General features: G+C 64.3%; 15 protein-coding genes. 10 read left to right on the top strand and 5 right to left on the bottom strand.

What is annotated here, in order from left to right; translation table 11 throughout:
• The 10 genes from ACK59Z_RS12960 to ACK59Z_RS12915 all read left to right on the top strand — a co-directional run.
• Positions 1-199, top strand: a 199-nt coding sequence (locus ACK59Z_RS12960; RefSeq protein WP_409293144.1) for a transketolase-like TK C-terminal-containing protein, incomplete at its 5' end; no start/stop codon positions are given.
• A gap of 369 nt (positions 200-568) precedes the next feature.
• On the top strand, positions 569-1627 hold the full coding sequence (locus tag ACK59Z_RS12955) for a phosphotransferase (protein ID WP_409293142.1): 1059 nt from the start codon (positions 569-571) through the stop codon (positions 1625-1627).
• Between the two features lie 301 nt (positions 1628-1928).
• Positions 1929-3950, top strand: coding sequence for a capsular polysaccharide biosynthesis protein (locus tag ACK59Z_RS12950; protein ID WP_409293140.1), 2022 nt, complete (start codon positions 1929-1931; stop codon positions 3948-3950).
• Positions 3890-5209: a capsule biosynthesis protein gene (locus tag ACK59Z_RS12945; RefSeq protein WP_054888763.1), complete on the top strand. Its 1320-nt coding sequence runs from the start codon at positions 3890-3892 to the stop codon at positions 5207-5209. Before ACK59Z_RS12950 ends, ACK59Z_RS12945 begins: the two co-directional genes overlap by 61 nt.
• Positions 5206-5982 carry an SDR family NAD(P)-dependent oxidoreductase gene (locus ACK59Z_RS12940; protein ID WP_409293138.1) on the top strand — a complete coding sequence of 259 codons (777 nt, stop codon included), beginning with the start codon at positions 5206-5208 and terminating at the stop codon, positions 5980-5982. The genes ACK59Z_RS12945 and ACK59Z_RS12940 overlap by 4 nt, the downstream gene beginning before the upstream one ends.
• A 7-nt stretch (positions 5983-5989) precedes the next feature.
• Positions 5990-7525 (top strand): LTA synthase family protein, encoded by a 1536-nt coding sequence (locus tag ACK59Z_RS12935; RefSeq protein ID WP_409293136.1) that lies wholly within the window; start codon positions 5990-5992, stop codon positions 7523-7525.
• A gap of 4 nt (positions 7526-7529) precedes the next feature.
• A complete protein-coding gene (locus ACK59Z_RS12930; protein WP_012053362.1) occupies positions 7530-8096 on the top strand; it encodes an N-acetyltransferase in 567 nt (188 codons plus the stop codon).
• Positions 8096-10240 carry a capsular polysaccharide biosynthesis protein gene (locus ACK59Z_RS12925; protein WP_409293133.1) on the top strand — a complete coding sequence of 715 codons (2145 nt, stop codon included), beginning with the start codon at positions 8096-8098 and terminating at the stop codon, positions 10238-10240. Before ACK59Z_RS12930 ends, ACK59Z_RS12925 begins: the two co-directional genes overlap by 1 nt.
• A gap of 3 nt (positions 10241-10243) precedes the next feature.
• Positions 10244-11287, top strand: coding sequence for a phytanoyl-CoA dioxygenase family protein (locus ACK59Z_RS12920; protein WP_004577660.1), 1044 nt, complete (start codon positions 10244-10246; stop codon positions 11285-11287).
• Between the two features lie 961 nt (positions 11288-12248).
• Positions 12249-12704 (top strand): REP-associated tyrosine transposase, encoded by a 456-nt coding sequence (locus tag ACK59Z_RS12915; RefSeq protein WP_409293131.1) that lies wholly within the window; start codon positions 12249-12251, stop codon positions 12702-12704.
• Between the two features lie 9 nt (positions 12705-12713).
• Here ACK59Z_RS12915 and ACK59Z_RS12910 read toward each other — a convergent pair whose 3' ends face one another.
• From ACK59Z_RS12910 to rfbB, 5 genes are all read right to left on the bottom strand, one after another.
• Positions 12714-14066: an aminotransferase class I/II-fold pyridoxal phosphate-dependent enzyme gene (locus ACK59Z_RS12910; protein ID WP_054888755.1), complete on the bottom strand. Its 1353-nt coding sequence runs from the start codon at positions 14064-14066 to the stop codon at positions 12714-12716.
• Positions 14067-14075: 9 nt separating this feature from the next.
• A complete protein-coding gene (locus tag ACK59Z_RS12905; RefSeq protein WP_409293129.1) occupies positions 14076-21575 on the bottom strand; it encodes an SDR family NAD(P)-dependent oxidoreductase in 7500 nt (2499 codons plus the stop codon).
• A gap of 833 nt (positions 21576-22408) precedes the next feature.
• Entirely contained in the window at positions 22409-23290 is an 882-nt protein-coding gene (rfbA, locus tag ACK59Z_RS12900; protein ID WP_108190319.1) for a glucose-1-phosphate thymidylyltransferase RfbA, read from the bottom strand.
• Positions 23291-23295: 5 nt separating this feature from the next.
• Positions 23296-24192, bottom strand: a complete 897-nt coding sequence (rfbD, locus tag ACK59Z_RS12895) for a dTDP-4-dehydrorhamnose reductase (protein WP_047605268.1) — start codon at positions 24190-24192, stop codon at positions 23296-23298.
• Complete coding sequence (rfbB, locus tag ACK59Z_RS12890) at positions 24189-25259, bottom strand: dTDP-glucose 4,6-dehydratase (protein ID WP_047605269.1); 1071 nt, start codon at positions 25257-25259, stop codon at positions 24189-24191. Before rfbB ends, rfbD begins: the two co-directional genes overlap by 4 nt.
• Positions 25260-25333 lie beyond the last annotated feature (74 nt).

Below are 25333 nucleotides of genomic sequence, written 5' to 3'. Positions count from 1 at the left end.
ACTGCCGCTGGAAGTCGGTGCGCGCATCGCCATCGAAGCTGCCCACGCCGACTTCTGGTACAAGTACGTCGGCCTGGAAGGTCGTATCATCGGCATGACCACCTACGGTGAGTCGGCGCCGGCTTCGGCATTGTTCGAAGAGTTTGGCTTCACCCTGGAGAACATCCTCGGTACTGCCGAAAAGCTGCTGGAAGACTGATACAAGTAAGGCGAGGGCCTTTGGCCCTCGTTAGCAGCACAAGGTCGCTCCCATAGGGTATTGCGCACGCCGTCCTCTGTGTGGGCGGCCTTGTACCGCGGATGTACCGCATTTGCTACGCAAAACATCTTCAGTGGCGTGCATTACTACCCGACTGTTTGGGGCAACATCCAAAAGAGAACAGAGCCCCCGAAGTCAACCCTCTCAGAAGCGCAATGCCTTAGGTTGACTAGCTTCAAACGCCATGCCGCTCAGCCTCTTGCCCTTCCAAATCAATGTCTTGATGCAATTTTTCATTGTGCCCAAGACTCTCATACAGCAGCATACCCTTCCTTCACTGCTTTAAGCCGGACGCATGGCATTGCCAACATGGATGTAATTACCCCACCTACAAGCCCGAATTTGAGCAGCAAAACGCTCTATCGCTGGCAGCGGGCCTCCCTCGAAGAACACCTGCACGCGCTAAGACCCGAATGGGCCGACAAACCGCTGGAGATCACCAGCGAAGTGTTAGGCGGCAACGCCTCTTTTGTGAAATACGTGCGGCATCATCGCCTGGTTGATCCGAGCAACGGCCAGCCGGTCGAGATTGTGGAAAAGTCGATTCGCAAGCTAGCACTGATAGGAAGCCAGGAAGCCCGCTTCCATCGCACCGAGGGAATGCTGGCTGGCAGCAAGCACTTCCATTACCCCGCCTGCTTGGGCGTGATCGAGACGCCATCTGAGAGCTTGATCTTCACAGAGTTCGTACGCGGCAAACCGCCGCGAATGCACAAAATTGCCAAGCAACTGGCGCTGGGTATGGCCGAGCTTGAAGCACTCAGCCACGACTATTTGCAAGCCCAACCGCTTGGCAAGACCCCCCTGTTGTGGAGCATGGATTTCTTCAGACCATGGTTCCTCTTGCGACCACGCTTCAACTTTGCCCGCTGCTTCCCAGAGCTGGTTAAGCTTGGGCTTGAAGACCAGCGTTTTTCCGGCCTGGCAGAACACTTCAAGGCGTTTGTACCGCTGACTCATGAGATGGCAGCCGAGGCCCGTCGCAGCCCCCGATGTATCAGCCACATGGATTACCTGCAGAAAAACCTCTTCGTCGATAAGGGCCAACTTCACCTCATCGACTGGAGCGAGGTAAAGGTAGGGCGGATTGGCTTTGACGGCGGCGCCTACCTGGGCAGCCTGTTCCGGCGCAAGGACATGAAGGTATTCCTGGCAGCGCAGGCCGAGTTCATCGAAGCGTACCGAGCAGCCCTGCCGGAGCGCTTCGATGTGGAACAAGCGCTAGGGAACTTGCGCTACGTGTTTTTCCTCACGGCGCTGTTCCATTGCTTGCGCCCAGAAACGGTCGCTGAGTACAAGGAGCGCGACCGGATGGCGTTGCTGCTGGAGAAATACAACTATTTGCTGGGGATGCTGGATCAGGAGTAAATGAGCTTTTGTACCCACAGGGGAAAAAGCTTCGCGGGTAAACCCGCTCCTACAGGCGTGCGTTACGTTCCCCAGCGGGGTGGTACGCCGCGGTTTCGAGGAGTTTGCCGGGATCGGATGTCATTTTGATGCCATAGGTCATCATCTGCACATATCGTCTAATTTCTTTTCGCGATTTTTGCCCAGCGGCGCGCCTACAAATGTGAATTTGTATTAAGATTCGCCATCCTTTGTTTCCACCGGACCCGCAGGGCTATAGGCCCATGCCGCCCCTTTGCTGAATGGATGCCGCTCCACGTATATGGACGACGCTTCGCCCCGCCCTCGCCTGCTGATCCTGTCAAAAGGAGCCCAGCGCATCAGTACGTTGCCTGCATTGCTGCCCGAATTCGCGCTGCAAAGCGGTGCTGTGCGCGATGTCGAGCTCGCTGATTGGGTAATGGCCTGGGGCCGCAAGCCAAGCGCCATCAAGGCAATGGCCGAGGCGCACAAGGCTGGCAAGCCCGTTCTCACGCTGGAAGACGGCTTCATCCGTTCCGTGGGCCTGGGCGCCGACGAGCCGCCCCTGTCGCTGATCGTCGATGACGTGGGCGTGTACTACGACGCTTCCCAGCCGTCCCGCCTCGAACAGTTGATCGCCACGCCCCTCGACGCCGAGCAAACCCAACGCGCCCTGGCGCTACGTGACCTGTGGCAGCAGCAACGGGTGTCGAAGTACAACGACGCACGCATCGAACTGCCAGCGTTGCCGGCCGACTGCGTGCTGGTGGCCGACCAGACCTGTGGCGATGCCTCGTTGCAGGGTGCAGGGGCCAGCGACTTCCGGGCCATGCTGGAGGCGGCATTGGCCCGCTACCCGCATAGCACCATCGTGCTCAAGGTGCACCCCGACGTGGTGGCCGGGCGCAAGGCCGGGCACTTCGACCTGGCAGCGCTGGCCGGCAACCCGCGGGTGCAGGTACTGGCCCACAACGTTCACCCGGCCGATTTGCTGCCACGCATGCGTGCAGTGTTCGTGATGACGTCGCAATTGGGCTTCGATGCCCTGCTTTGGGACGTACCGGTGCACACCTGGGGCATGCCGTTCTATGCCGGCTGGGGGCTGACCGACGACCGCTTGCCGGCACCTTCGCGCCGCAAGCCTGTGCCGTTGGCGCAACTGATTCATGCCAGCCTGGTGGCCTACCCGCGCTATGTCTGCCCGGAACGTGGGCAGCCGTGCACGCCAGAGGTGCTGATCAACTGGCTGGGCCTGCAACGGCGGCACCGCAGCGTGTTGCCAGGCACAGTACAGATGCTGGGTTTCAGCCGCTGGAAAGAACCGCTGGCAAACCTGTTTTTCAATGGCGCGGCCATTCGCTTCGTCAAGCCCGAGCAACCGCTGGCGCAAGACTTGCCCGTGGTGTCCTGGGGCTGCAAGCACGACACCCACCTTAGCGCCCACCCACTGCCCGTCAACCGAGTGGAAGACGGCTTTCTGCGCTCGGTCGGCCTGGGCGCCGGCAAGGCGCGACCATTGTCGTGGGTGGTCGATGACCTGGGTATTTACTACGACGCCACCCGGCCTTCGCGCCTGGAGCGCATCCTGGCTGAAGAGCCGTTCGACCCGCAGTTGTTAGCCCGCGCGCATGCTTTGCGCTTGGCCATCTGCGCGGCGGGGCTGACCAAGTACAACTTGCCCGGCGCCAGCTGGCAGCGCCCCCCGCATGCGCAACGGGTGATCCTGGTGCCTGGCCAGGTGGAGGGCGATGCGTCCATCCGCTTTGGCGGCAACCGTATCCGCAGCAACCTGCAACTGCTGCGCGCCGTGCGTGAGCAAAACCCTGATGCGTGGGTGTTGTACAAACCCCACCCAGAGGTATTGGCCGGCACGCGCGCCCGCGGTGACGACGAAGCGCAAACCGTGCACTGGTGCGATGAAGTGATCGGCGATACGCCACTGCAGCAATTGCTGGAAGTGGTCGACGAATTGCATGTGCTGACCTCGCAGTCGGGCTTCGAGGCCCTGCTGCGCGGTGTGCCGGTGACGACCTATGGCCAGCCGTTCTACGCCGGCTGGGGGCTGACCTGCGACATGGACCTTCAAGCACCGGTGCAGGCACGGCGCAGCCGACAACTGACGCTGGACCAGTTGGTAGCGGGCACGCTGCTGCTCTACCCCACTTACGTAAGCCTGGTGACCAACCGCTTCACCACCGCCGAACGAACCTTATACGAACTACAAAATTGGCACGCCTTACCGCAGCCTGGAGCTCCCTCCCGATGGCAGGACTTGAAACGACGCTTGAGCAGTTTGTTGGGCATGAAGCGCCCGACCAACTGAATGCAAGGGCGACGCGTGGTCCGCTGCTGCGTATCCCGTCACACAATTTTCTGCTGCTTCAGGGTGTCAGTTCGCCCTTCTTCAGCCGCCTTGCCAAGGGGCTGCGGGATATCGGCCAGCGGGTGCACAGTGTGCGCTTCAACGTCGGTGACGCCCTGTATGGCCCCGGCGGCGCGCAGCTGACCTGCCCGCACGCCCCGGAAGACATGGAGGCCTGGTATTCACAGGTGTTCCGCCAACTGGGTATCACCGACCTGGTGCTATTCGGCGACTGCCGCCCGGTACACCGCCCGGCCGTGACCCTGGCGCGGTTGTCGGGTATTCGCGTGCACGTGTTCGAGGAAGGCTACTTTCGGCCCTATTGGGTGACGCTGGAGCGCGATGGGGTCAACAACAACTCGCGCTTGCCACGTGACCCGCAGTGGTACCGCGATGTGGGCAAGTACATTCCGCGCTATCAGAATGGCAACCCGTTCAAGCTGTCGTTCGCCGCACGTGCCACGCACGATGTGCTGTACCACGCCGGCGGCGCGCTGAACCGGCTGTGCTTCCCGCGCTACCGCACCCATGCCCCGTTCAACGCCGCCAAGGAGTACGCCGGGTTCATCCGCCAGGGCATGCGCCTGCTGCGCGCCCGTGTGCATGACGACGCGCTGGTGGCCGAAGTGGCCCGCGAGCGGCACCCCACGTTTTTGCTGCCCTTGCAGCTGGACAGCGATGCGCAAATCCGCGACCACTCGCCGTTCCAGAACATGACCCAGGTGATCGAGCATGTGATCGACTCGTTCTCGCTCAACGCGCCCTTCGATGCGCGCCTGCTGGTGAAAAACCACCCGTTGACGCCCGGGCTGGTCAACTACCGCAAGGTCACCGAGCAGTTGGCGCGCAAGTACGACGTGGCCGAGCGTGTCGACTTCATGGAAAGCGGGCACATGCCTACGCTGCTCTCGCACATCACCGGCATGATCACCGTCAACAGTACCGCGGGGGCTTCTGCATTGCTGCACCACCGCCCTACCTGCACGCTGGCCGAGCCGATCTACGCGATGCCGGGGCTAACCCACCAGGGCGGGCTGGATGATTTCTGGCAGCAGCCCGAAGCGCCCGACAACACGCTGTTTCAACGCTTCCGCAACACGGTCATCCACACCACCCAGGTCAACGGCGGCTTCTACACCGCCTGCGGCATGGACATGGCCGTGGCCAACTGCCTGGAAGTGCTGATGGCGAAAACCTCAAGAATCGAAAAATACCTATGAGTTCGCATGCCTCACCCCGCTGCATCCTCATCACCGGCGCCACAGGCGGTATCGGTGGCGCGTTGGCGCCTGCCTACGCCGCCCCGGGGGTGACGTTGATCCTGCAAGGCCGGCGCCAGGACCGCCTGGCCGAAATGGCCGAACAATGCCGCGCCCTGGGTGCCCAGGTGCTGCTGGAAGCCCTCGACGTGCGCGACCTGGACGCCCTGCGGGCCATGGTGCGCCGGGTAAGCGAGCAGCATCAGCCCGACCTGGTGCTGGTGGGCGCAGGGCTTAACACCGCCGTGGGCGCCAATGGCGAAGCGGAAGACTGGGACGACAGCCGCGCCCTGATGGAAGTGAACGTGATGGCCGCCCTGGCCACCGTCGAGGCCGCCCTGCCCGCCATGCGCAGCCGTGGCGACGGGCAGATCGCCCTGTTCAGCTCGCTGGCGGGCTGGCGTGGCTTGCCGGTCACACCGACCTACAGCGCCAGCAAGGCCGCCATCCGGGTGTACGGCGAGGCCATCCGCGACTGGCTGGCGCCGGAAGGGGTAAAAGTGAATGTGATTGTGCCGGGGTATGTGGAGTCGAAGATGTGCTTCGAAATGCCCGGGCCTAAACCTTTTCTGTGGACCGCCGACAAAGCGGCCAGGCGTATCAAGCGCGGGCTGGCGGGGAACCAGGCGCGTATCAGCTTTCCGTTCCCGCTCAACCTGGGCACCTGGCTGCTGGGGCTTATCCCGCAGTGGCTTTCTTCGATGATCCTGCGTGGGTTGAAGTACAGTGATTGATGTTTCCATGTTGCCGGTCGCTTTGATCGGCCTGGGCTTGACCGTCGCGGTCGAGCGCCTGCTGGTTCCCCGCCCTGCCCTGCGTCGCCCGGCCGATTGCTGGCTGCTGCACGCGGGGCTGTGGTGTGTGGCCTTCGGGCTGTTGTATGCCCTGACGGCGCGGCCGTTGTTCAGTGGCGTGAATGTGTTGCTGCTGTGGCTGCTGATCGTGCTGGTAAGCAACGCCAAGTATCACTCGCTGCGCGAGCCGTTTGTGTGTGCAGATTTCGAGTATTTCAGCGATGCAGTGAAGTTCCCGCGGTTGTACTTGCCGTTCTTTGGCTTTGGCAAGGCCGCGCTGCTGGCGGTGGGCTTTCTGGTTTACCTGTGGGCGGGGTTGAGCTTCGAGGTGGCGGGCGCGCGGCTTGAGGCGTTGCTGCCGTTGGCGCTGGGCCTGGGCTTGCTGCGCTTGGGGCATCGGCCTGTGAAGCCGAGCTTTGATGCCGAGCAGGATGTGCGTGGCTGGGGGTTGGCGGCCAGCTTGTGGCGGTACTTCTGGGCGGCGCGGGCGCCGGTGGATCGGGACGGGCTGGGCTCGCCGTTTGCGGGTGGGGCTGTGCCGGTCTCTTCGCAGCCGCCAGTGGCCCAGGCCGGGGCGCTGCCGGACTTGGTCTCGGTGCAGAGTGAGTCGTTCTTCGATGTGCGTGGGCTGTGGCCTGGCGTGCGTCCGCAAGTGCTCGAACAGTACGACCTGCTGGCCAGCCAGGCGCTGGCCCGGGGCAAACTGCAGGTGGCGGCCTGGGGCGCCAATACGGTGCGGACCGAGTTCGCCTACCTTACCGGCATCCCTGCCGACCGGCTGGGCGTGCACCGCTTCAACCCGTACCGGGTGCTGGCCCGCCAGGGCCTGCCCAGTATCGCCGCCAGGCTCAAGGCGCAGGGGTACCGGACCATTTGCATCCACCCGTACGATGGTGGTTTCTATGGCCGCAACAAGGTGTTGCCGGCATTGGGCTTTGATGAATTCATCGATGTGAAGGCGTTCAACGCTTCGCAAAAGGCCGGGCCGTTCATTGGTGATTGCGCCGTGGCAGACAAAATCCGCGCGCTGCTGCAGGCGCCAGGCCGCACCCAGCCGCTGTTCATCCATGCGGTCACCATGGAAAACCATGGCCCGTTGCACCTGGAAAGCGTAGCCGCGCACGAGCTGCCCACCTGGTTCGACCGCCCGCTGCAACCGGGCATGAAAGACCTGGCGCCCTACCTGCGGCACATCGGCAATGCCGACCGCATGCTGGGCATGCTGCGCGAAACCTTGCTGGCCCAGCCGAACGAGGCGCTGCTGTGCTTCTTTGGCGACCACGTGCCGATCCTGCCCGAGGTGTACCAGGCTGTTGGTGCGCCCGCAGGTGATACCGACTACCTGGTGTGGTCCAACCGCCGCCAGCCTGGCTGCGGGGCCAAGCCCATGCCGGTGCAGCAGTTGTCCAGCACATTGCTGGCCCATGCCCTGGCGCCGGCAACCTGCCAGGACACGCCTGTGGCCAGTGCCGGGGTAGCCTGACAACGTGGTGCGTATCGTTTTGGGATCGGACCTGTCGCCGGAGCGTGCCGCAGACCCCGCCTTGGCCCGCTTGCTGACCGAGGGGCGGGGGTCGCTGGCGTTCCTGATTGGCAATACGGCCTGCCGCTATCGCCTGCTGGGGTCGGCTATCCACTGGGACCGTGTGCTGCTGGCCTTCGACGGCGAGCAGGCACTGGGCTTTGCCGCATTCAAGCATGGCCGGCGCGGGCCGTTTGCCTGGCACTGGCGGCCGTTCGTGCGTGAGTTTGGCCTGTTGAGCGGCTGGGTGCGGTTTATTGGGTTCTGCCTGAGCGAACTGCGCGAATGGCGCTACCCGTTCTTGCTGTACGGGCTGCGGGTCAGCAAGGCCGCACGCCAGCACGGCGTAGGCTCGGCGCTGGTGCAGGCGTGCTGCGCGCACGCCGCCGGCCAGGGCTTTACCCAGGTAGAGCTGGAGGTGCCGCTGAGCAATCATCGGGCGCAGCACCTGTACCTGCATAATGGCTTTGCCCTGCGCCGCAAGCGCTGGGTGCCGTTCCCGCCGGTGCGCAACATGTGGCGGGCCGTGTAATGCACAACACGCCTCCCTTTTTACCCCACCCGCCCGAAGGTTACTCGCCACCCGATGCCCTGGTAGACGGCACCGGCTGGGTCGGCATCATGTCGCAATGGGTGGCCTGGAAGGTCCTGCACCTGCCGCAGTTCCTCGGCCCGGAAGGCCCGCCCTTCTGGCTGTGGCGCCGTGGCCGCAAGGCGCCCAAGGGGCTCAAGGCCATTGCCGGTATCGGCTACAAGCAGTCGTCGGCCCATGCCCGGGTGCTGTGCCAGCGCTGGGGGCTGCCCTACATTGCGCTGGAAGACGGCTTTTTGCGGTCTTCTTCGCTGGGCATCGAGGGCGATACGCCGATGTCCATGGTGGTCGACCCGGTGGGCATCCACTACCTGGCCGACCGCCCTTCGCTGCTGGAAAACATCCTGCAGCAGCCCGAGGCGCTCAGCGCATACGAACTCAATTGCGCCCGCGAACTGATTGCCTTGATGCGCAGCAGCGGCATCGGCAAGTACAACAACGCCCAGGACCTGCCCGACGACGACCCGCTGGGCCGTGAACGACCGCTGGTGCTGGTGGTGGACCAGACTGCCGGGGATTATTCGATCCCGGGCGGCGGGCTATGCGAAGCCGACTACGTGCGAATGCTGGATGAGGCCCTGGCAGAAAACCCGGATGCCGACGTGCGCGTTCGCATTCACCCGGACTGCCTGGGCGGGCAAAAGCCCAGTTGTCTGCTGGATGCCGCGCGGGCCCGTGGGGTAACGCTGGAGGCGCGGCCGGTAGCCTGGGCGTCACTGGCCCGGCGTGCCCGGCGGGTGTACGTGGGGACCAGCCAGGCCGGGCTGGAGGCGTTGATCCAGGGCGTGCCGGTCACCTGCTTCGGGCTGCCGTTCTATGCGGGCTGGGGGCTGACCGATGACCGCATGGCCATTGCTCGCCGGCAGGCACGGCCAGACCTTGTGCAACTGGTGGCGGCGGCCTATGTGCGTTACTGCCGTTATGTCGACCCATTGAGCGGCCAGTTGACCGATGCCTTGACCGTTGCCCGCCAGTTGGCCAGCAAGAAAGCCCGCGATGCTGCGTTTGCCGGCCCCACCACGGTGCTGGGCGTGAAGCGGCACAAGCAGCACAACATCCGGCGTTTTTTCGCAAGCCGTTGGGGGCAGTTGCGCTTCAGCGTGGACAGCCCGCAACTGATAAGCCAGGTAGCAGCCGAACAGGGTCGGCTGCTGGTATGGGCTGCGCGCGAGCCGGCCGGCCTGGCCGAACGTGCGCGTCAGGCGGGGGTGCCAGTGTGGCGGGTCGAGGATGGTTTCTTGCGCTCCACGGGGTTGGGGGCGACCAACAGCCCGGCGCTGTCACTGGTGCTGGACCGGGGTGGCATTCATTACGATGCGCAGTCTGCCAGCGACCTGGAGCAGCTGTTGCAGCATGGCGAATTCGACGCCCCATGCCTGGCCGAAGCGGCGCGCTTGCGGGCGCAGATCGTTGCCAGCGGCACCAGCAAGTTCAACCTGCGCAGCAATGTGCGCCCGGCACTGCTGGGGCAGCCGGGGCAGCAGCGGGTACTGGTGGTGGGCCAGGTCGAGGATGACGCCTCGGCGCTGTGCAGCGGTGGCGGTGCCGGGTGCAACCTGCGGCTGCTGCAACAGGTGCGTGCGCGGTTGCCGGATGCCTGGATTCTGTACAAGCCGCACCCCGACGTGGAAGCCGGCAAGCGCCGCGGGCACATCGCCCCGGCACAGCTGGTGGGGCTGGCCGATCAGGTACTGGCGGGTGTGGACATCGCCAGCCTGTATGGCCAGGTCGATGCGCTGCATACGCTCAGTTCCACCGCTGGTTTCGAGGCCTTGCTGCGCGGGCTGCCGGTGGTCACCTATGGCACGCCGTTCTATGCCGGCTGGGGCCTGACCGAGGACCATCAGCCCTTGCCCCGCCGCACCCGGCGTTTAACCCTGGACCAGTTGGTAGCCGGCGCCTTGTTGCGCTATGCGCGCTATGCCGACGTCCAGCAAGACCTGCCCTGCGATGCCTGGCACGCCCTCGCCTGCCTCAGCGCGCCACACCCGGCGCCGGTGGCCTATCGGCGAGTGGCGCCGTTGCTCAACTATACCCGGACCATGCTCGGCTGTGGCCGGCCATTGGCCCCATCAAAGGACTAGATCATGCCTGTTTCGATCAAGGACATCGGCCGTTACGCGGCACTCCCCTGGCATTGCCTGCAGTTGGCTACCCATGCCAAGTCGTTCGAGAACAACCCGGTGCTGGGCAGTGCCCGGCTCAATGCCTTGGGCCTGCATGTGCAGCGTCGTCAGCTGGCGATGGCCATGGCAGGTTACCGTCGCAATGCGCTGGCCTCGCGGCTGGATGCCGGTGAGCGCGCGCATTTTGAGCAGAACGGTTTTTTCATTCGTGAAAACGCCCTGCCTGCCGAGCAGTTTGCGGCCTTGCGCGCCGAGCTGGGTGCATTGCGCAGCACCGGCTGGGAAATGCGCCAGGGCCGCGCGGTTACCCGCCGGGTCAGCCTTGACCAGGACGTGCTGGCGCAAAACCCGGCCAGTGCGGCGTTTGTGGCGGACCGTGGGGTGCGCGACCTGATTGCCTATGCGTCGTCCAATACCGGTGGTATTACCTACCAGTTGCAGTCGATCGTGATCGACGCCGCCAATGCCGACCAGGACCCGCAGACCCGCCTGCATGCCGACACCTTTCACCCCACGGCGAAGGCGTGGTTGTTTCTGGACGATGTGGCGGATGACCAAGGGCCGTTCAGTTATGTGCCGGGGTCGCACCGCCTGACGCCGGAGCGTTTGGCCTGGGAGTACCGTCAAAGCCTGGGGGCGGCGCGCTCCGGCGAGCAGATGCACCGTGAGGGTTCATTCCGCATCGACGAGCCCGAGCTGGCGGCCCTCGGCTTGCCGCCGCCCCGTCGCTTTGCGGTGCCAGCCAACACCCTGGTGGTGGCGGACACGTCTGGTTTCCATGCCCGTTGTGCAAGCCATCAGGCCAGCCACCGCGTCGAGATTTATGCCAGCCTGCGGCGTAACCCGTTCATCCCCTGGCGCGGGGCGCACCTGTTTGCATTGCCATGGATTGCCAACCACCACATGCGTTGGGATATCCGGTTGAAGCGGTTGATGGGGTTTGGCAAGAAGAGCCATTGGCGGTTTGTGGAGCAGTTGAATGCGTATGAGGCACCGCATATCTGACCCACGCCCAGTCCCCGGCCCGGTGGCTGGACGCAGGCCGTCGTGTAGGAGCGGGTTTACCCGCGAAAGGGCCGGGCCTGCTGGCCAATATCCCTGGCCGTTCACCGTTGCTGCCGCCACCGTATTCGCGGGTAAACCCGCTCCTACACCTGATCGGGGGTGGGCACAGATCGGGGGTTGGACGCAGACCGTCGTGTAGGAGCGGGTTTACCCGCGAAGAGGCCGGGCCTGCTGGCCAATATCCCTGGCCGTTCACCGTTGCTGCCGCCACCGTATTCGCGGGTAAACCCGCTCCTACGCCGATCGGGGGTAGGCACAGATCGGTGGTTGGGCGCAGACCGTCGTGTAGGAGCGGGTTTACCCGCGAAAGGGCCGGGCCTGCTGGCCAATGTCCCTGGCCGTTCACCGTTGCTGCCGCCACCGTATTCGCGGGTAAACCCGCTCCTACGCCGATCGGGGGTGGGCACAGATCGGTGGTTGGGCGCAGACCGTCGTGTAGGAGCGGGTTTACCCGCGAAGAGGCCGGGCCTGCTGGCCAATGTCCCTGGCCGTTCACCGTTGCTGCCGCCACCGTATTCGCGGGTAAACCCGCTCCTACGCCGATCGGGGGGTGGGCACAGATCGGTGGTTGGACACAGACCGTCGTGTAGGAGCGGGTTTACCCGCGAAAGGGCCGGGCCTGCTGGCCAATGTCCCTGGCCGTTCACCTTTGCTGCCGCCACCGTATTCGCGGGTAAACCCGCTCCTACACCTGATCGGGGGTGGGCACAGATCGGTGGTTGGACACAGACCGTCGTGTAGGAGCGGGTTCACCCGCGAAAGGGCCGGGCCTGCTGGCCAATATCCCTGGCCAATCACCGCCCCCCTGGTCAGTGGGCACATTCTGCAATGGTTGAATCGCTGCTGGCGCCTGGAGGGCGTCTACGCTGGCTCGAACTATCGAAGCCTCAAGGATGACCCCATGCACTACGCCCACGCCCACCATCTGCGCCGCCATCGGGTTTCACACCCCGGCAGGCTGTATATGCTGACCACAGTCACCCACCAGCGCCGCCCCCTGTTTCACAACTTCAACCTGGCCAGGCTGGTGGTCAATCACCTACGCCAGGCAGACCGGGAAAACAGCTGCGTCACGCTGGCCTGGGTCGTCATGCCCGACCATGTGCACTGGCTGATAGAACTGAAACAGGTGACGCTGGCCACGTTGATGCGCCGCTTCAAATCAAGGTCCAGCCTTGCCTTGCACAAGGCTGGCGTAACAACCACCCCCATCTGGCAGGCGGGCTACTGCGATCGCGCCATGCGCAAGGATGATGACCTGCTCAACGCCGCTCGCTACATCATTGCCAACCCGGTCAGGGCCGGCCTGACACCCAATGTCGGCGAATACCCACACTGGGATGCTATCTGGCTGTAAGCGTGGCCCTCACCCCAGCCGCGCCATCTCCTGCGCCACCACCGCAACGGTATGCCTGATCTGCTCTTCCGTATGCTCGCAAGACACAAAAAACCGCACCCGCGCCGAATGCTCCGGCACCGCGGGGTACAGGATCGGCTGGGCATTGATGCCACGCTCGAACAGGGCGCTGGACAAGCGCCCGGCTTTGAACGAACTGCCGGTAATCACCGGGATCACCGCCAACCCGGTACTGGTCGCCGTGTCCAACCCTGCTTCACGCGCCAGGCGCAGGAACAGCTCCCCTCGCGCCTGCACTTGCGCTACCCGCTCGCTGTCTGCAGCCAGCAGCTTCAACGCTGCCAGCGCAGAGGCCGTGACCGCCGGCGGCATGCCAACACTGTACAAGAAGCCCGGCGCCAGAAACTTCAGGTGCTCGATCAGTGCCGTGCGGCCCGCAATGTACCCGCCGCAACTGGCCAGGGTCTTGCTCAAGGTCCCCATCCAGATGTCGACGTCATCGCCAGCCAACCCAAAATGCTCACGAATACCTTTGCCCGTCGCCCCCATCACCCCCAGCGAATGGGCTTCATCCACCATCAGGAAAACCTTGTGCTTATGCTTGAGCTCGACGAACCGGGGTAGCTCGGGGTAGTCGCCGTCCATGCTGTAGATGCCTTCCACCACCACCAGCACCCGCTCGAAGTGCTGGCGTTGCTCGCCCAGCAGGCGGTCGAGCGCCTGCCAGTCGTTGTGGGCAAAGCTCAGACGGCGGGCACCCGACAGCTGGATACCCTGCAACACGCTGTTGTGAATCAGCTCGTCGTGCACCACCAGGTCGCGTGGCCCGAACAGGTAGCCGATGGTAGTGACGTTGGTGGCATGGCCGCTGACCATCACCACCGCATCGTCCACCTCGTACAGGCGGGCCAGTTCGCGCTCGAGCTCGCGGTGCAGCGGGCGGTCGCCAGAAACGGGGCGGCTGGCCGACACCGAGGTGCCGTAGCGGTCGATCGCCGCCTTGGCCGCTTCGGCCACGGTCGGGTGGCCGGAGTAGCCCAGGTAGTTGTAACTGGCAAAGTTGAGAAACTCGCGCTCGCCAATCTGCGTCTGAGCACCGGCGGTGCCCTGGTGCATACGGAAGAACGGGTTGCTCACGCCCAACTGCATGGCGCTTTGCTGGATTACCCGCAGTTGCTGGTACCCCGGGTGCTGATCAAAGCGATAGTGCGCTTCGGGCACCTTCAGGGCAGCCTGCTGTACCTGCTCCAGGGTGGCGCCCTGCTCGCCCTCGGCAGCCACATGGCGGCGCCGGGCGAGGGCTTGCTGGATCAGGCGTTGCTTGGCATCACCACCAAGGCCGGTCGGGGTTCTGGCTGTCATCTGGCACTCTTAATCAATCAGTCGGTTGGGTGCCGCGTTGCTGTCGGCCAAGGCTGCGTTCAACTGCGCCAACTCTTCGGCACTGTGTTCGCTGCCATGGCGGGCAAGCACATTCTGCGCCAGTTGCTCTTCGCCGCTGCTCGCTTCACCGCGCAGCAGCTCCAGCAAGCGTGCGGCAAGCTTGTCGATGCTGGAGCTGTCGCTCAGTTCCATCACCGGCAGGCGAATACCGAAACGCTCTTCCAGCGCCACCACCAACTCAACGCTCATCAACGAATCGAGCCCCATTTCCTGCAGCGGGCGCTGGGCATCCAGGCGTGCTGGCGGCAGGCGCAAAATCTCGCACACCTCGTGCTTGAGCATGTCTACGAAGCGTTCGAGCAGTTCGCCATCGTCAAGCTCCTCCAGCATGCGCTGGATGTCCTCACCGCCACCTTCATCCTCATGGTCACCGCCATAGGCACGGGCCAGTTCGCTGAAGCGCGGTGTAGTGGCGCTCGGCAGGAAGCGCGCCAAGGCCTTGAAGTCCAGCTCCAGCACGCCATGGCCGTTATCACCCTGCAACAGCATGGCCTCGAGCTGTGCCAAGGCTGCCTCAGCCCGCAGCGCCGAGCCCCCCATGCGGCTCTGCAGGGCGTCCTTGATCTGGCTGTTGCGCGCCAGGAAACCGACATCGTCGATGGCGCCCCACAGCACGGCGGTGGCTGCCTGGCCCTGAGCACGACGGTGCCGCGCAAGGGCTTCGAGCCAGTGGTTGGCCGCCACGTAGTTGGCCTGGCCGGGGTTGCCGAACAAGGTGGTGGCCGAGGAGAACATCACGAAGAAGTCCAGCGCCAGGCCCTGGGTCAGCTCGTGCAGGTACTGCGCACCCTTGGCCTTGGGCTCCAGCACGCGACGCAACTGGTCACCGTCAAGGTTGCGGATCAGGCTGTCGTCAATCACCGTCGCGGCGTGCACCAGGCCACGCAGTGGCCATGGGCTGGCGGCAATGCGATCAAACACCCCGCGCAGTTGCTCACGGTCAGTGATGTCGCACGCCACGGCCTGCACATCGATACCTTGGGCGTGCCACAACGCCAACTGCGGCTGGGCCTCTTCACTGGCCGGGCCACGACGGCCCAGCAACACCAGGTGACGGGCACCTTTGTCGATCAGCCACTGCGCAGTACGCAAGCCAAAGCCACCCAGGCCGCCAGTGACCAGGTAGCTGGCATCGGCGGCAAGCTGCAGTGCCCGCACCGGCTGCACGCGGGTGTCGACGGTTTGCTGGATCGGGTTGGCGTACGTCACCACGACCTTGCCAATCTGCCGCGCCTGCTGCATGTATCGGTAGGCCTCGACCACCTGGTTGGCGTCGAACTCGCGGAACGGCAACGGGTGCAGGATGCCCTGCTCGAACAGCTCCATCATTTCGGCGAACAGGCGGCGGGTGAGCGCGGGGCGCTCGCTCATCAGCTGGTCAGCGTCGATACCGAAATAGCTGATGTTGTTGCGGAACGGGCGCAGGCCAATACGGGTGTTCTGGTAGAAGTCGCGCTTGCCCAACTCCAGGAAGCGACCAAACGGCTTCAGCACCTGCAGGTTGCGGTTGATGGCCTCACCGGCCAGCGAATTGAGCACCACGTCCACGCCACGCCCACCGGTGGCTGCCAGCACCTGGTCGGCATACGCCAGCGAACGGGAGTCGTAGATGTGGCTGACGCCGAGCAGGCGCAGGAAGTCGCGCTTCTCGTCGCTGCCTGCGGTGGCGTGAATTTCTGCGCCCAGCCATTTGGCGATCTGGATGGCCGCGATGCCCACGCCACCGGCAGCGCCGTGGATCAGCACCTTCTCGCCCGGCTCCAGGCGCGCCAGGTGATGCAGCGCGTAGTACACGGTGAAGAAGGTACTCGGAATGGTCGCCGCTGCTTCGAACGACATCCCTTCGGGGATGCGTGCAACGGCGTTGGCGTTGGTGACCAGGCGGTTGGCGAAGCTGCAGGGGCCAAAGCCCACCACACGGTCACCCGGGGCGAAGTCGCCCACTGCCTCGGCGCCTTTGCCTTGCACCACACCGGCAAATTCGAAGCCCAAGGTAGGGCCGGAGAAGCCGTTTTCGATGGCTTCATCCGACAGCAGGCCGAGGGCGAACATCACGTCACGGAAGTTAAGGCCCGTCGCGCGCACCTGAATGTCCAGCTCATCCGCCGCCGGTTGACGCGGCTCACGCACTTCCCAGCGCAGGTTGCGCAGCTGGCCCGGCAGGTCGAAGCCCAGGCACACCCACTGCGCATCGCCCACTGCGCGGCGCGGCTGATCGGCCAGCACGCGCAGGCGCGGCACGTAGCGACGGCCTTCGGCGTCCAGGGCCAGCTCGGTTTCGCTGTCGGCGTGCAGCAACGCAGGTACCGCCAGCTCGACCGCTGCCGCGTGGGCCAGATCGAGCAGGCGAATACGACAGTGCGGGGATTCGTTGGCCAGGGTACGGCCAAAGCCCCACAAGGCGGCGTCGCCGATGGCCGCAACGTCAGTGGCGGTGTCGACGCTGTACAGGTGCTCGGCAGCGCCACGGCTGAACAGCCAGCACTGCGGGGCGATCGTCAGCGACTCACAGGCCTGTACCAGCGCGGCCGCTTGCATGCAGCGCTCGGCCTGGCCATCGAGGCCTGCGCCGCTGTCGAAACCAGCCAGGTGCAGCACATGCTCAGGGGGCTGGGCAAAGGCGCCAAGCTGAGCCGCCAGCGCCTGGGCGTCACCCGGCTGCAACAGGTCAACCTGCTGGCCTTGGGCGCGCAGTTGCTGTGCCAGGCGCAGGGCTGCGCCCTGCCCTGCTTCGGCGAGTACGGCCCAGCGCTGCACGGCCACGGGTGCAGCAGTGTCAGCACCGGCGGGCTTGTCCGCCAGCAACAGGTAGCTACCACAGGCATTACCCGGCAACGCCTCCAGCGTGCGCAGCGCGGTCAGGCCATGTCGCTGCAGCTCATGGCTCCAGAACGCCGGGCCTTGCTGGCGCGACAACGCCTGCTGCGGGCCGGCCAGCCACCAATCTGGCTGGGCACCGAAGACGAAATCGGCCCAGCGCGCCGGGTACTGCCCAAGCAGCGCCAACTGGCCGTGCGGGTTGAGCCGGCCACTGGCCAGGCGCAGGGCGTCACCCACCGTACCAAGGGGGCCGAAGTCGGTAGGCACCAGGACCCAGTCGAACGTACCGGCTTCGGCCAGTTGCTCCAGGCCAAGTACCTCCAACGCCGGGCAATCGTCACGCAGGCGCTGCTCAAGCTCGGGCTCGGCGACGCAGTAGGCATAATCGAGGCGATCGAAATCCAGACCGGCGTACAACAGCTCGGCAAACGAAGCGCCACCGAAGCCGAATTCCAGCACCCGCAGGCGCTGGCCGGGCGGCAGTTGCGCCAGGCGCGCGGCCAAGGTCTGACCAATGCCGCTGAGCAGGTGCTGCTGCCCTGCCGCACCCAGCACCAGGCGCGCCAGGCTGGCACCGCTGGTTTCGCGCGGTTGCAGGGTGTCGAAGGCCTGGCTGCCATCCAGCAACGCCGACAGATGACGGCCGATGCGACCAACGGAATGGATAATCTGGAAGTACTCGGGGTAGCTTCTGAACAGCTCTTGCCAGATAGCCTGCGAGGTCGGGCGCTCGCCCTGGTCAACCAGTCGCCAGCTGCCGTCCGCGCTACGCTGCAGGCTGCCGTCGTGCTCGGCATGGCGCAACAGCATCGCCAGGAAGTCGCCCTGGCCCTGCGACCACTGCGCGACCTGCTCGGCACTGATGCGGCCGCCGGCCTGCTCCACCGCATCGAGGACAAAGCTGTTGCACAGCACATCCAGCAGTGGCTCCACTTCATTCAGGTAACGCACCTGTGCCGGCTCGTCGGCCAGGCACTGCAAGGCCTCGACCAGCGGCGAGCAGGCCGCGGCGTTACGCTGCACAGGCACAACCGCGCCTGGCGCGGCCTGCCCTACATGGCCCATACGCTTGATGTCGCCACTGCGGTCGTATTGCAGGCGCACGGCACGCATGCGCGCATCCTTGATCGCCAGCACGGCAGCGCCGCTGGCATCGAACAGGGTGAAGTCGACCAGCAGCGAATGCGCGGTGCGCTTGCGCTGGCGCACCTCGGCCAGCACCGGCACACCGCCTGCATTGGTAAAGGCAATGCGCCCAAGCTTGACGGGGATGAACGCCAGGCCATCGTCATGCCCCTGGCGGCTGGCCAGCAGCTCGGTAATCAGCTGGAAGGCACCATCCAGCAGCGCCGGGTGCAGGTGCAGGCTTGCCAGTTCGTGTTCGATGGCAGCAGGCACGACCAACTGAGCCAACACGCGCTCCCCTTCCACCCAGGCTGCGGCCACGGTCTGGTAAGCGGGGCCGTAGTTCAAGCCAACCGCGCAGGTCATTGCCAGGTGCTGCTCGCCGGTGAAGTCTGCCGGGCGGGCTGGCAACGCCGGTGCCCGGGAGTCCAGCAGCACACCGCGCGCTTCGCCCGGCAAGCGTGCGACCACGTGCTGTACCCAGTCTTCGCGTTGCATCAACGTGCGCGAGCTGATGCGCAACGTGCCGTCGGCCTCTTCCACCTGCACGCGCACTTTCTTGCTGACCTCGCTGCTCAGCAGCAGAGGGTTGTGAATTTCCAGCTCTTCGATATCGACGAACTCGCCCGGCTGGTGCAGTTGCGCCACCGCCAGGGCCAGCTCGGTAAAGCCTGCACCCGGGAACAGTACCGACTCACCCACCTTGTGGTCGGCCAGGGTCGGGTACTGCTGGGTATCCAGGCGGTTTTCCCAGGTCAGCGCCTGGTCCGTTACCGGGTAACCCAGCAACGGGTGCACGCGCTCGTGGCGCAGCGGGCCATGGGCCTCGGCACTTACCGGCAAGCTGAAGTGATCGCGCTGCCAGGCGTAGTTAGGCAGGCGCAGCGGGCGCCCCGCCACCGGGAAGCGTGCCTGCCACTGTGGCTCCACGGCGGCAATCTGCAGGCGGGCTACGGTACGTTCCAGCAGCAGCGGACTGTGGTCGTTGCGCTTGAGGGTGCCAATCACCTGCCCTGGTTGTTCGCACTCGGCCAGCACATCGTTGACGTAGCTGCGCAGAATCGCATGCGGGCCCACTTCGACGAACAGGTTAAGGCCATTGCGCACCAAGGCAGCCAGCGCGCCCTGGAACAGCACCGGGAAGCGAATGTTCTGCCACCAGTACTGGCTGTCCAGGCGTTCGCCGTTCAACTGGCCACCAACAACAGTGGAGTAGAACGGAATCTTCGTAGCCTGCGGGCGGATATGCGCGAGGTCGTCGATAACCGCTTGCTTGATCGGGTCCATGGCCGGCGAGTGGAAGGCGTAGTCCAGGTCCAGGCGACGGGCGAATACCTGGCGCTCTTCCAGGGCCGCTTCCAACAGTGCCAGGGCGTCGACCTCACCGGCCACAGTGGCGCCGCGGGCGCTGTTCTCGCCCGCCACCACCAGGCGGCCATCCAGTTTCAGTTCGGCAATCAGTTGCGCCGTGGCCTCACCCGAGAGGCCGACCGCCGTCATCTTCCCGGTACCACGGGTCAGGCCCTGCAGGCGGCTGCGGTGGTAGATGACCTGGGTGGCGTCCTCCAGGCTCAACGCGCCGCTGGCCCAGGCCGCGGCCACTTCACCCACACTGTGGCCAATCACCGCCACCGGGTGGATGCCTTCGGCAGCCAGCACTTGGGTAACCGCCACTTGCAAGGCAAACAGCGCAGGCTGGGCGATTTCGGTACGTGCATAACGGCCTTCGCCGTTGTCACCCAGCAGCTCGGCGCGCAGCGAGTAGCCCGCCAAGGGCTGGAACAACGCGTCAACTTCATCCACGGCGGCGGCGAACAGCGGCTGGTCGAACATCGCCCGGCCCATGCCCTGCCATTGCGAGCCGTTGCCGGAATAGACAAATACCGGTGCCGAGGCGCCGTCCAGGGCCTGGCCGGCCTCCAGCACTGCGCTCAGTTCGCTGAGGGTCGGGTCCTGGGCATAGTCGTCCAGCGCCTGGGCAGCTTCGGCTGCAGTGTCGCAAACCAGCAGCAGGCGATGGCTGTGCGCATCGCGACGGAACATCGCCTGGTAGGCCACATCGTAATAGTCGGCCTGCGGCTGCCCGGCCAGGTAGGCGGCAAAGCGCTCTGCGGTTGCGCGCAGGCCTTGTTCGCTCTTGGCACTGAGCAGTAACGGCACGCGCCAGGCGCTGGTCGCTTGCGCTGCCGGCGCCTGTGGCTCGGGGCTTTGCAGGATGACATGGGCGTTGGCGCCGCCAAAGCCGAACGAGTTCACCCCCACGGTCAACTGGCCATCGGCTTTCAGCGGCAGGGGCTCGGTGACCACCTGCAGGTTGAGGTCGGCGAACGCGATGTTCGGGTTGAGCGCCTGTACGCCAATGGTAGCGGGCACGGTACGCTCGGCCAGGCAGTTCAGTGCCTTCATCAGGCCAGCCACGCCAGAGGCGGCTTCAAGGTGCCCGAGGTTGCTTTTCACCGAGCCGATTGGCAGCGGGTTGCCGGCGCCGCGCGCCTGGCCCAGCGCCTCGCCGATGGCGCGGGTTTCGATCGGGTCTCCCACAGCGGTACCGGTGCCGTGGGCCTCCAGGTAGTCCAACTGCTCGGGTGCGATGCCGGCCTGGGTGTAGGCGCGCTTGAGCAACGCCGCCTGGGCCTCGGCATTGGGCAGGGTCAGGCTGGACTTGCGTCCGTCGGTGTTCACCGCACTGGCCGCCACCACCGCCAAAATGGTATTTCCGTCGGCCACTGCCTGGTCGTAGTCCTTGAGCAGGAACAACCCGCCGCCTTCGGAGCGGGCGTAACCGTCGCCGTTTTCGTCGAACGACTGGCAGCGCCCGGTGCGCGACAGCATGGTCGCCTTGGCGAAGATCATGAAACCGAACGGGTGCATGTGCAGGCTGATACCGCCCGTCACGGCTTGGTCGACATCACCGCTGAGGATGGCCTGGCACGCCTGGTGGAAGGCCACCAGCGACGACGAGCAGGCGGTGTCGATGGCCATGCTTGGGCCACGCAGGTCGTAGAAAAACGACAGGCGGTTAGCCGCGATACTCATGGTGTTGCCGGTCGCCGTGGCGCCATCGATGGCCGACAGGTCCTCGAGCAGGCGGTAGGACTGCTCGACACCGGCGATGCCCAGGTACACGCCACAGTTGCTGCCACGCAGGCTGGACGGCTTGACCCCGGCGTTTTCGAAGGTTTCCCAGCACATTTCCAGCAGCATGCGCTGCTGCGGGTCCATCATCGCGGCTTCACGCGGCGAGATGCTGAAGAAGCCAGCGTCGAAAGCGCTGATATCACCCAGGGTGCCTGAGGCGAAGGTGTAGCTGGTTGCAGGGCTGGCCTTGTCCGGGTGCAGGAACTCGCGTTTGTTCCAACGCGACGGGTCAACCTGGGTCACCAGGTCGCGGCCCTCCATCAGGTTTTGCCAGAAGCCCGCATTGGAAGAGCCAGGAAAACGGTACGCACAACCAACGATTGCAACCTTTCTACGCTTGATCAAAACCTATTCCTTCAAATCTCATCGGGCACCGTCCCATCCGTCGGACAGCCGGCATGCCTGGCCCGGCCACGAAACTGGCCAGTCGTTATATGTCACTGATGATTGTCTGGGTACCTGAAACTGCCATGCACGCACGGGGCGCAAGACTCATGGTCTGGGACTCGCGTGGGATTGTTCAGATTTGTGTGGGCGGATGATACGCGGGTTGCCGGGGTGGGAAAACCCTGGGGTGAGGGATGGTTCACGGCGTGAGAGCGGGTTTACCCGCGAATACGGTGGTGGCTGCGACGGTGAATGGCTGATGGGAATTGGCCAGCAGGGGCGGCCCTTTCGCGGGTAAACCCGCTCCTACACGACGGCCTGCGCCCAATCATCAATGTGTGTCCACCACCAATCTGTGTAGGAGCGGGTTTACCCGCGAATACGGTGGCGGCGGCGACGGTGAACGGCGGGTGGAGATTGGCCAGCAGGCCCGGCCCTTTCGCGGGTGAACCCGCTCCTACACGACGGCCTGCGCCCAATCATCAATGTGTGTCCACCACCAATCTGTGTAGGAGCGGGTTTACCCGCGAATACGGTAGCGGCGGCGACGGTGAACGACGGGGGGGAATTGGCCAGCAGGCCCGGCCCTTTCGCGGGTGAACCCGCTCCTACACGACGGCCTGCGCCCAATCACCAATGTGTGTCCACCACCAATCTGTGTAGGAGCGGGTTTACCCGCGAATACGGTGGTGGCCGCGACCGCGAATGACCAGGGAGATTGGCCAACAGGCCCGCCCCTTTCGCGAGTTGAACCGCCCGAGCAGGGCGGTTCCGCCCCCGAGGTTGCTCCCTCAATAAACCTTGTCTTGAATCAAGCGCAGCAGATACTGGCCATAACCATTCTTGGCCAACGGTGCAGCCAGCTTTTCCAATTGCTGGGCGTCAACCCAGCCCTGGCGGTACGCCACTTCCTCAGGGCACGCTACTTTCAAACCCTGACGGCGCTCGATGGTCGCGATATAGCCACTGGCCTCCAGCAGCGAATCATGGGTGCCGGTGTCCAGCCAGGCGTAACCACGCCCCATGATCTCCACCGACAAACGCCCCTGCTCCAGATAGAAGCGGTTCAGGTCGGTAATTTCCAGTTCACCACGTGGCGACGGCTTGATGCCCTTGGCAATCTCAACCACGTCCTTGTCGTAGAAATACAACCCGGTGACCGCGTAATTGGACTTGGGCTTGGCCGGTTTCTCTTCCAGGCTAATCGCTTTGCCCTGTACATCGAACTCCACAACGCCATAACGCTCGGGGTCTTGAACATGATAGGCGAATACACTCGCCCCTTCGCTACGCTCCATGGCATTGCCCAGCAGCGCCTGGAAATCATGGCCGTAATAGATGTTGTCGCCCAGCACCAACGCGGACAAATCATTGCCGATGAAGCTCTCACCGATCAGAAACGCCTGCGCCAGGCCATCTGGCGAGGCTTGCACGGCGTAGGTGAGGTTGATGCCCCACTGATGACCATCACCCAGCAGTTGCTCGAAGCGCGGGGTGTCTTGCGGTGTGGAGATGATCAGGATGTCCCGGATGCCCGCCAGCATCAGCGTGGTCAGCGGGTAGTAGATCATCGGTTTGTCGTACACCGGCAACAGCTGCTTGGAGATTGCCAGTGTCGCGGGGTGCAGTCGGGTACCCGACCCGCCTGCCAGGATGATGCCTTTACGCTTCATGATGGTCATTTCTCGTGTATTTCCGTGAGCATGCGAGCCACCCCTACACGCCAGTCTGGCAAGTTAAGGGAAAAGGCTTCCTGCAGTTTATGGGTATCCAGACGCGAGTTGGCCGGCCGCTTGGCCGGGGTCGGATAGGCATCGGTGGTCAACGGCTTGACCTGCTCGGCATGGGCTTTCAACTGCACACCTTGGGCGGCGGCCTGCTCGAGTACATAACGTGCATAGCCGCACCAAGTGGTTTCGCCGCCTGCCGCCAGGTGGTACAAGCCAACCAGGGCCGGGTTGGCGCGGGTGGCGGCAATAGCATGCGCGGTGATGTCGGCGATCAGCTCAGCACCGGTAGGCGCACCGTACTGATCGTCGATCACCCCCAGGCTGTCACGCTCCGCAGCCAGCCGCAGCATGGTCTTGGCGAAATTATTGCCACGTGCCGCATAGACCCAGCAGGTACGGAAGACCAGGTACTGGCAGCCGGCTGCCTGGATGGCTTGCTCACCGGCCAGCTTGCTTTCGCCATAGGTGTTCAGCGGGCCGGTCTCATCGTCTTCCCGCCACGGACGGTTACCCCCACCAGGGAACACGTAGTCGGTGGAGTAATGCACCAGCAACGCGCCGCACTCGGCAGCAGCGCGAGCCAGCACACCAACGGCTTCGGCGTTCACCTTGAACGCTTGTTCGCGTTCGCTTTCAGCCTTGTCCACGGCGGTGTAGGCGGCAGCATTGACGATTACATCAGGGGCGAAGCTGCGCACGGTTTCGGCCAGACCAGAAAGGTTCGTCAGGTCACCACAATGGGCCTGGCTGCGCGAGCTCAGCGCCAGCACCTGACCAAGCGGCGCCAGGCTACGCTGCAGCTCCCAGCCTACCTGACCATCTTTGCCCAGTAGCAGAACCCTCATGCCGAGCGCCCTGCGTAGTTCTTCTCTACCCAATCGCGGTAGCTGCCAGATTGTACGTTCTGCACCCATTCCTGATTGTCGAGGTACCAGGCCACGGTCTTGCGAATGCCGGTTTCAAAGGTTTCGGCTGGCTTCCAGCCCAACTCGCGCTCCAGTTTACGCGCGTCAATCGCGTAGCGGCGATCGTGGCCGGGGCGGTCAGTGACGTAGGTGATCTGCTCGGCGTAGGGTTTGCCATCGTCACGCGGACGCAATTCGTCCAGCAACGCGCACACGCGGTTGACGATTTCCAGGTTGGGCTTCTCGTTCCAGCCGCCCACGTTGTAAACCTCACCGGTTTTGCCGGCTTCCAGCACCCGCCGGATGGCGCTGCAGTGATCTTTCACATACAGCCAGTCGCGGATCTGCTGGCCATCGCCGTACACCGGCAGCGGCTTGCCGGCCAGAGCGTTGACGATCATCAGCGGGATGAGCTTTTCCGGGAAGTGGTAAGGGCCGTAGTTGTTCGAGCAGTTGGTGGTCAGCACCGGCAGCCCGTAGGTGTGGTGGTAGGAGCGCACCAGGTGGTCGCTGGCAGCCTTGCTGGCCGAGTATGGGCTGTTGGGCTGGTACTGGTGGGTTTCGGTGAACGCAGGCTCGTCGGCGGCCAGCGAACCGTACACTTCGTCGGTGGACACGTGCAGGAAACGGAACGCCTGGCGTGCCGGCTCAGCCAGGCCACCCCAGTAGGCGCGTACGGCTTCCAGCAGGCGGAAGGTGCCGACGATGTTGGTTTCGATGAAGTCTTCCGGGCCGTGGATCGAGCGATCGACGTGGGACTCGGCGGCGAAGTTGACGATGGCGCGTGGTTGGTGCTCCTTGAGCAGACGTGCGACCAGTTCAGCGTCGCCGATATCGCCGTGCACGAAGATGTGGCGCTGATCGCCTTGCAGGCTGCTCAGGGTTTGCAGGTTGCCTGCGTAGGTGAGTTTGTCGAGGTTGACCACGGGCTCGTCAGAGCCGGCCAGCCAGTCCAGGACGAAGTTGGCGCCGATGAAACCTGCGCCGCCTGTTACTAAAATAGTCATTATGCGTTCTTCCCCTGATACATACTCAAACCCGGCAAGATGGTGTCTCAAGGATGGCCAGCTCGACTGTGAGG

The organism is Pseudomonas sp. KCJK9058, from assembly GCF_046230975.1.
Classification (GTDB): Bacteria; Pseudomonadota; Gammaproteobacteria; order Pseudomonadales; family Pseudomonadaceae; genus Aquipseudomonas; species Aquipseudomonas alloputida.
This window is presented reverse-complemented; position numbering and strand designations above follow the sequence as displayed.

What these genes read in the sequence shown, in the direction of transcription:
- ACK59Z_RS12955 (WP_409293142.1), top strand. Translation starts at nt 569, where the DNA reads ATGGATGTAATTACCCCACCTACAAGCCCGAATTTGAGCAGCAAAACG.
- ACK59Z_RS12950 (WP_409293140.1), top strand. Translation starts at nt 1,929, where the DNA reads ATGGACGACGCTTCGCCCCGCCCTCGCCTGCTGATCCTGTCAAAAGGA.
- ACK59Z_RS12940 (WP_409293138.1), top strand. Translation starts at nt 5,206, where the DNA reads ATGAGTTCGCATGCCTCACCCCGCTGCATCCTCATCACCGGCGCCACA.
- ACK59Z_RS12945 (WP_054888763.1), top strand. Translation starts at nt 3,890, where the DNA reads ATGGCAGGACTTGAAACGACGCTTGAGCAGTTTGTTGGGCATGAAGCG.
- ACK59Z_RS12915 (WP_409293131.1), top strand. Translation starts at nt 12,249, where the DNA reads ATGCACTACGCCCACGCCCACCATCTGCGCCGCCATCGGGTTTCACAC.
- rfbA (WP_108190319.1), bottom strand. Translation starts at nt 23,290, where the DNA reads ATGAAGCGTAAAGGCATCATCCTGGCAGGCGGGTCGGGTACCCGACTG.
- ACK59Z_RS12910 (WP_054888755.1), bottom strand. Translation starts at nt 14,066, where the DNA reads ATGACAGCCAGAACCCCGACCGGCCTTGGTGGTGATGCCAAGCAACGC.
- ACK59Z_RS12920 (WP_004577660.1), top strand. Translation starts at nt 10,244, where the DNA reads ATGCCTGTTTCGATCAAGGACATCGGCCGTTACGCGGCACTCCCCTGG.
- ACK59Z_RS12925 (WP_409293133.1), top strand. Translation starts at nt 8,096, where the DNA reads ATGCACAACACGCCTCCCTTTTTACCCCACCCGCCCGAAGGTTACTCG.
- rfbB (WP_047605269.1), bottom strand. Translation starts at nt 25,259, where the DNA reads ATGACTATTTTAGTAACAGGCGGCGCAGGTTTCATCGGCGCCAACTTC.
- rfbD (WP_047605268.1), bottom strand. Translation starts at nt 24,192, where the DNA reads ATGAGGGTTCTGCTACTGGGCAAAGATGGTCAGGTAGGCTGGGAGCTG.
- ACK59Z_RS12935 (WP_409293136.1), top strand. Translation starts at nt 5,990, where the DNA reads ATGTTGCCGGTCGCTTTGATCGGCCTGGGCTTGACCGTCGCGGTCGAG.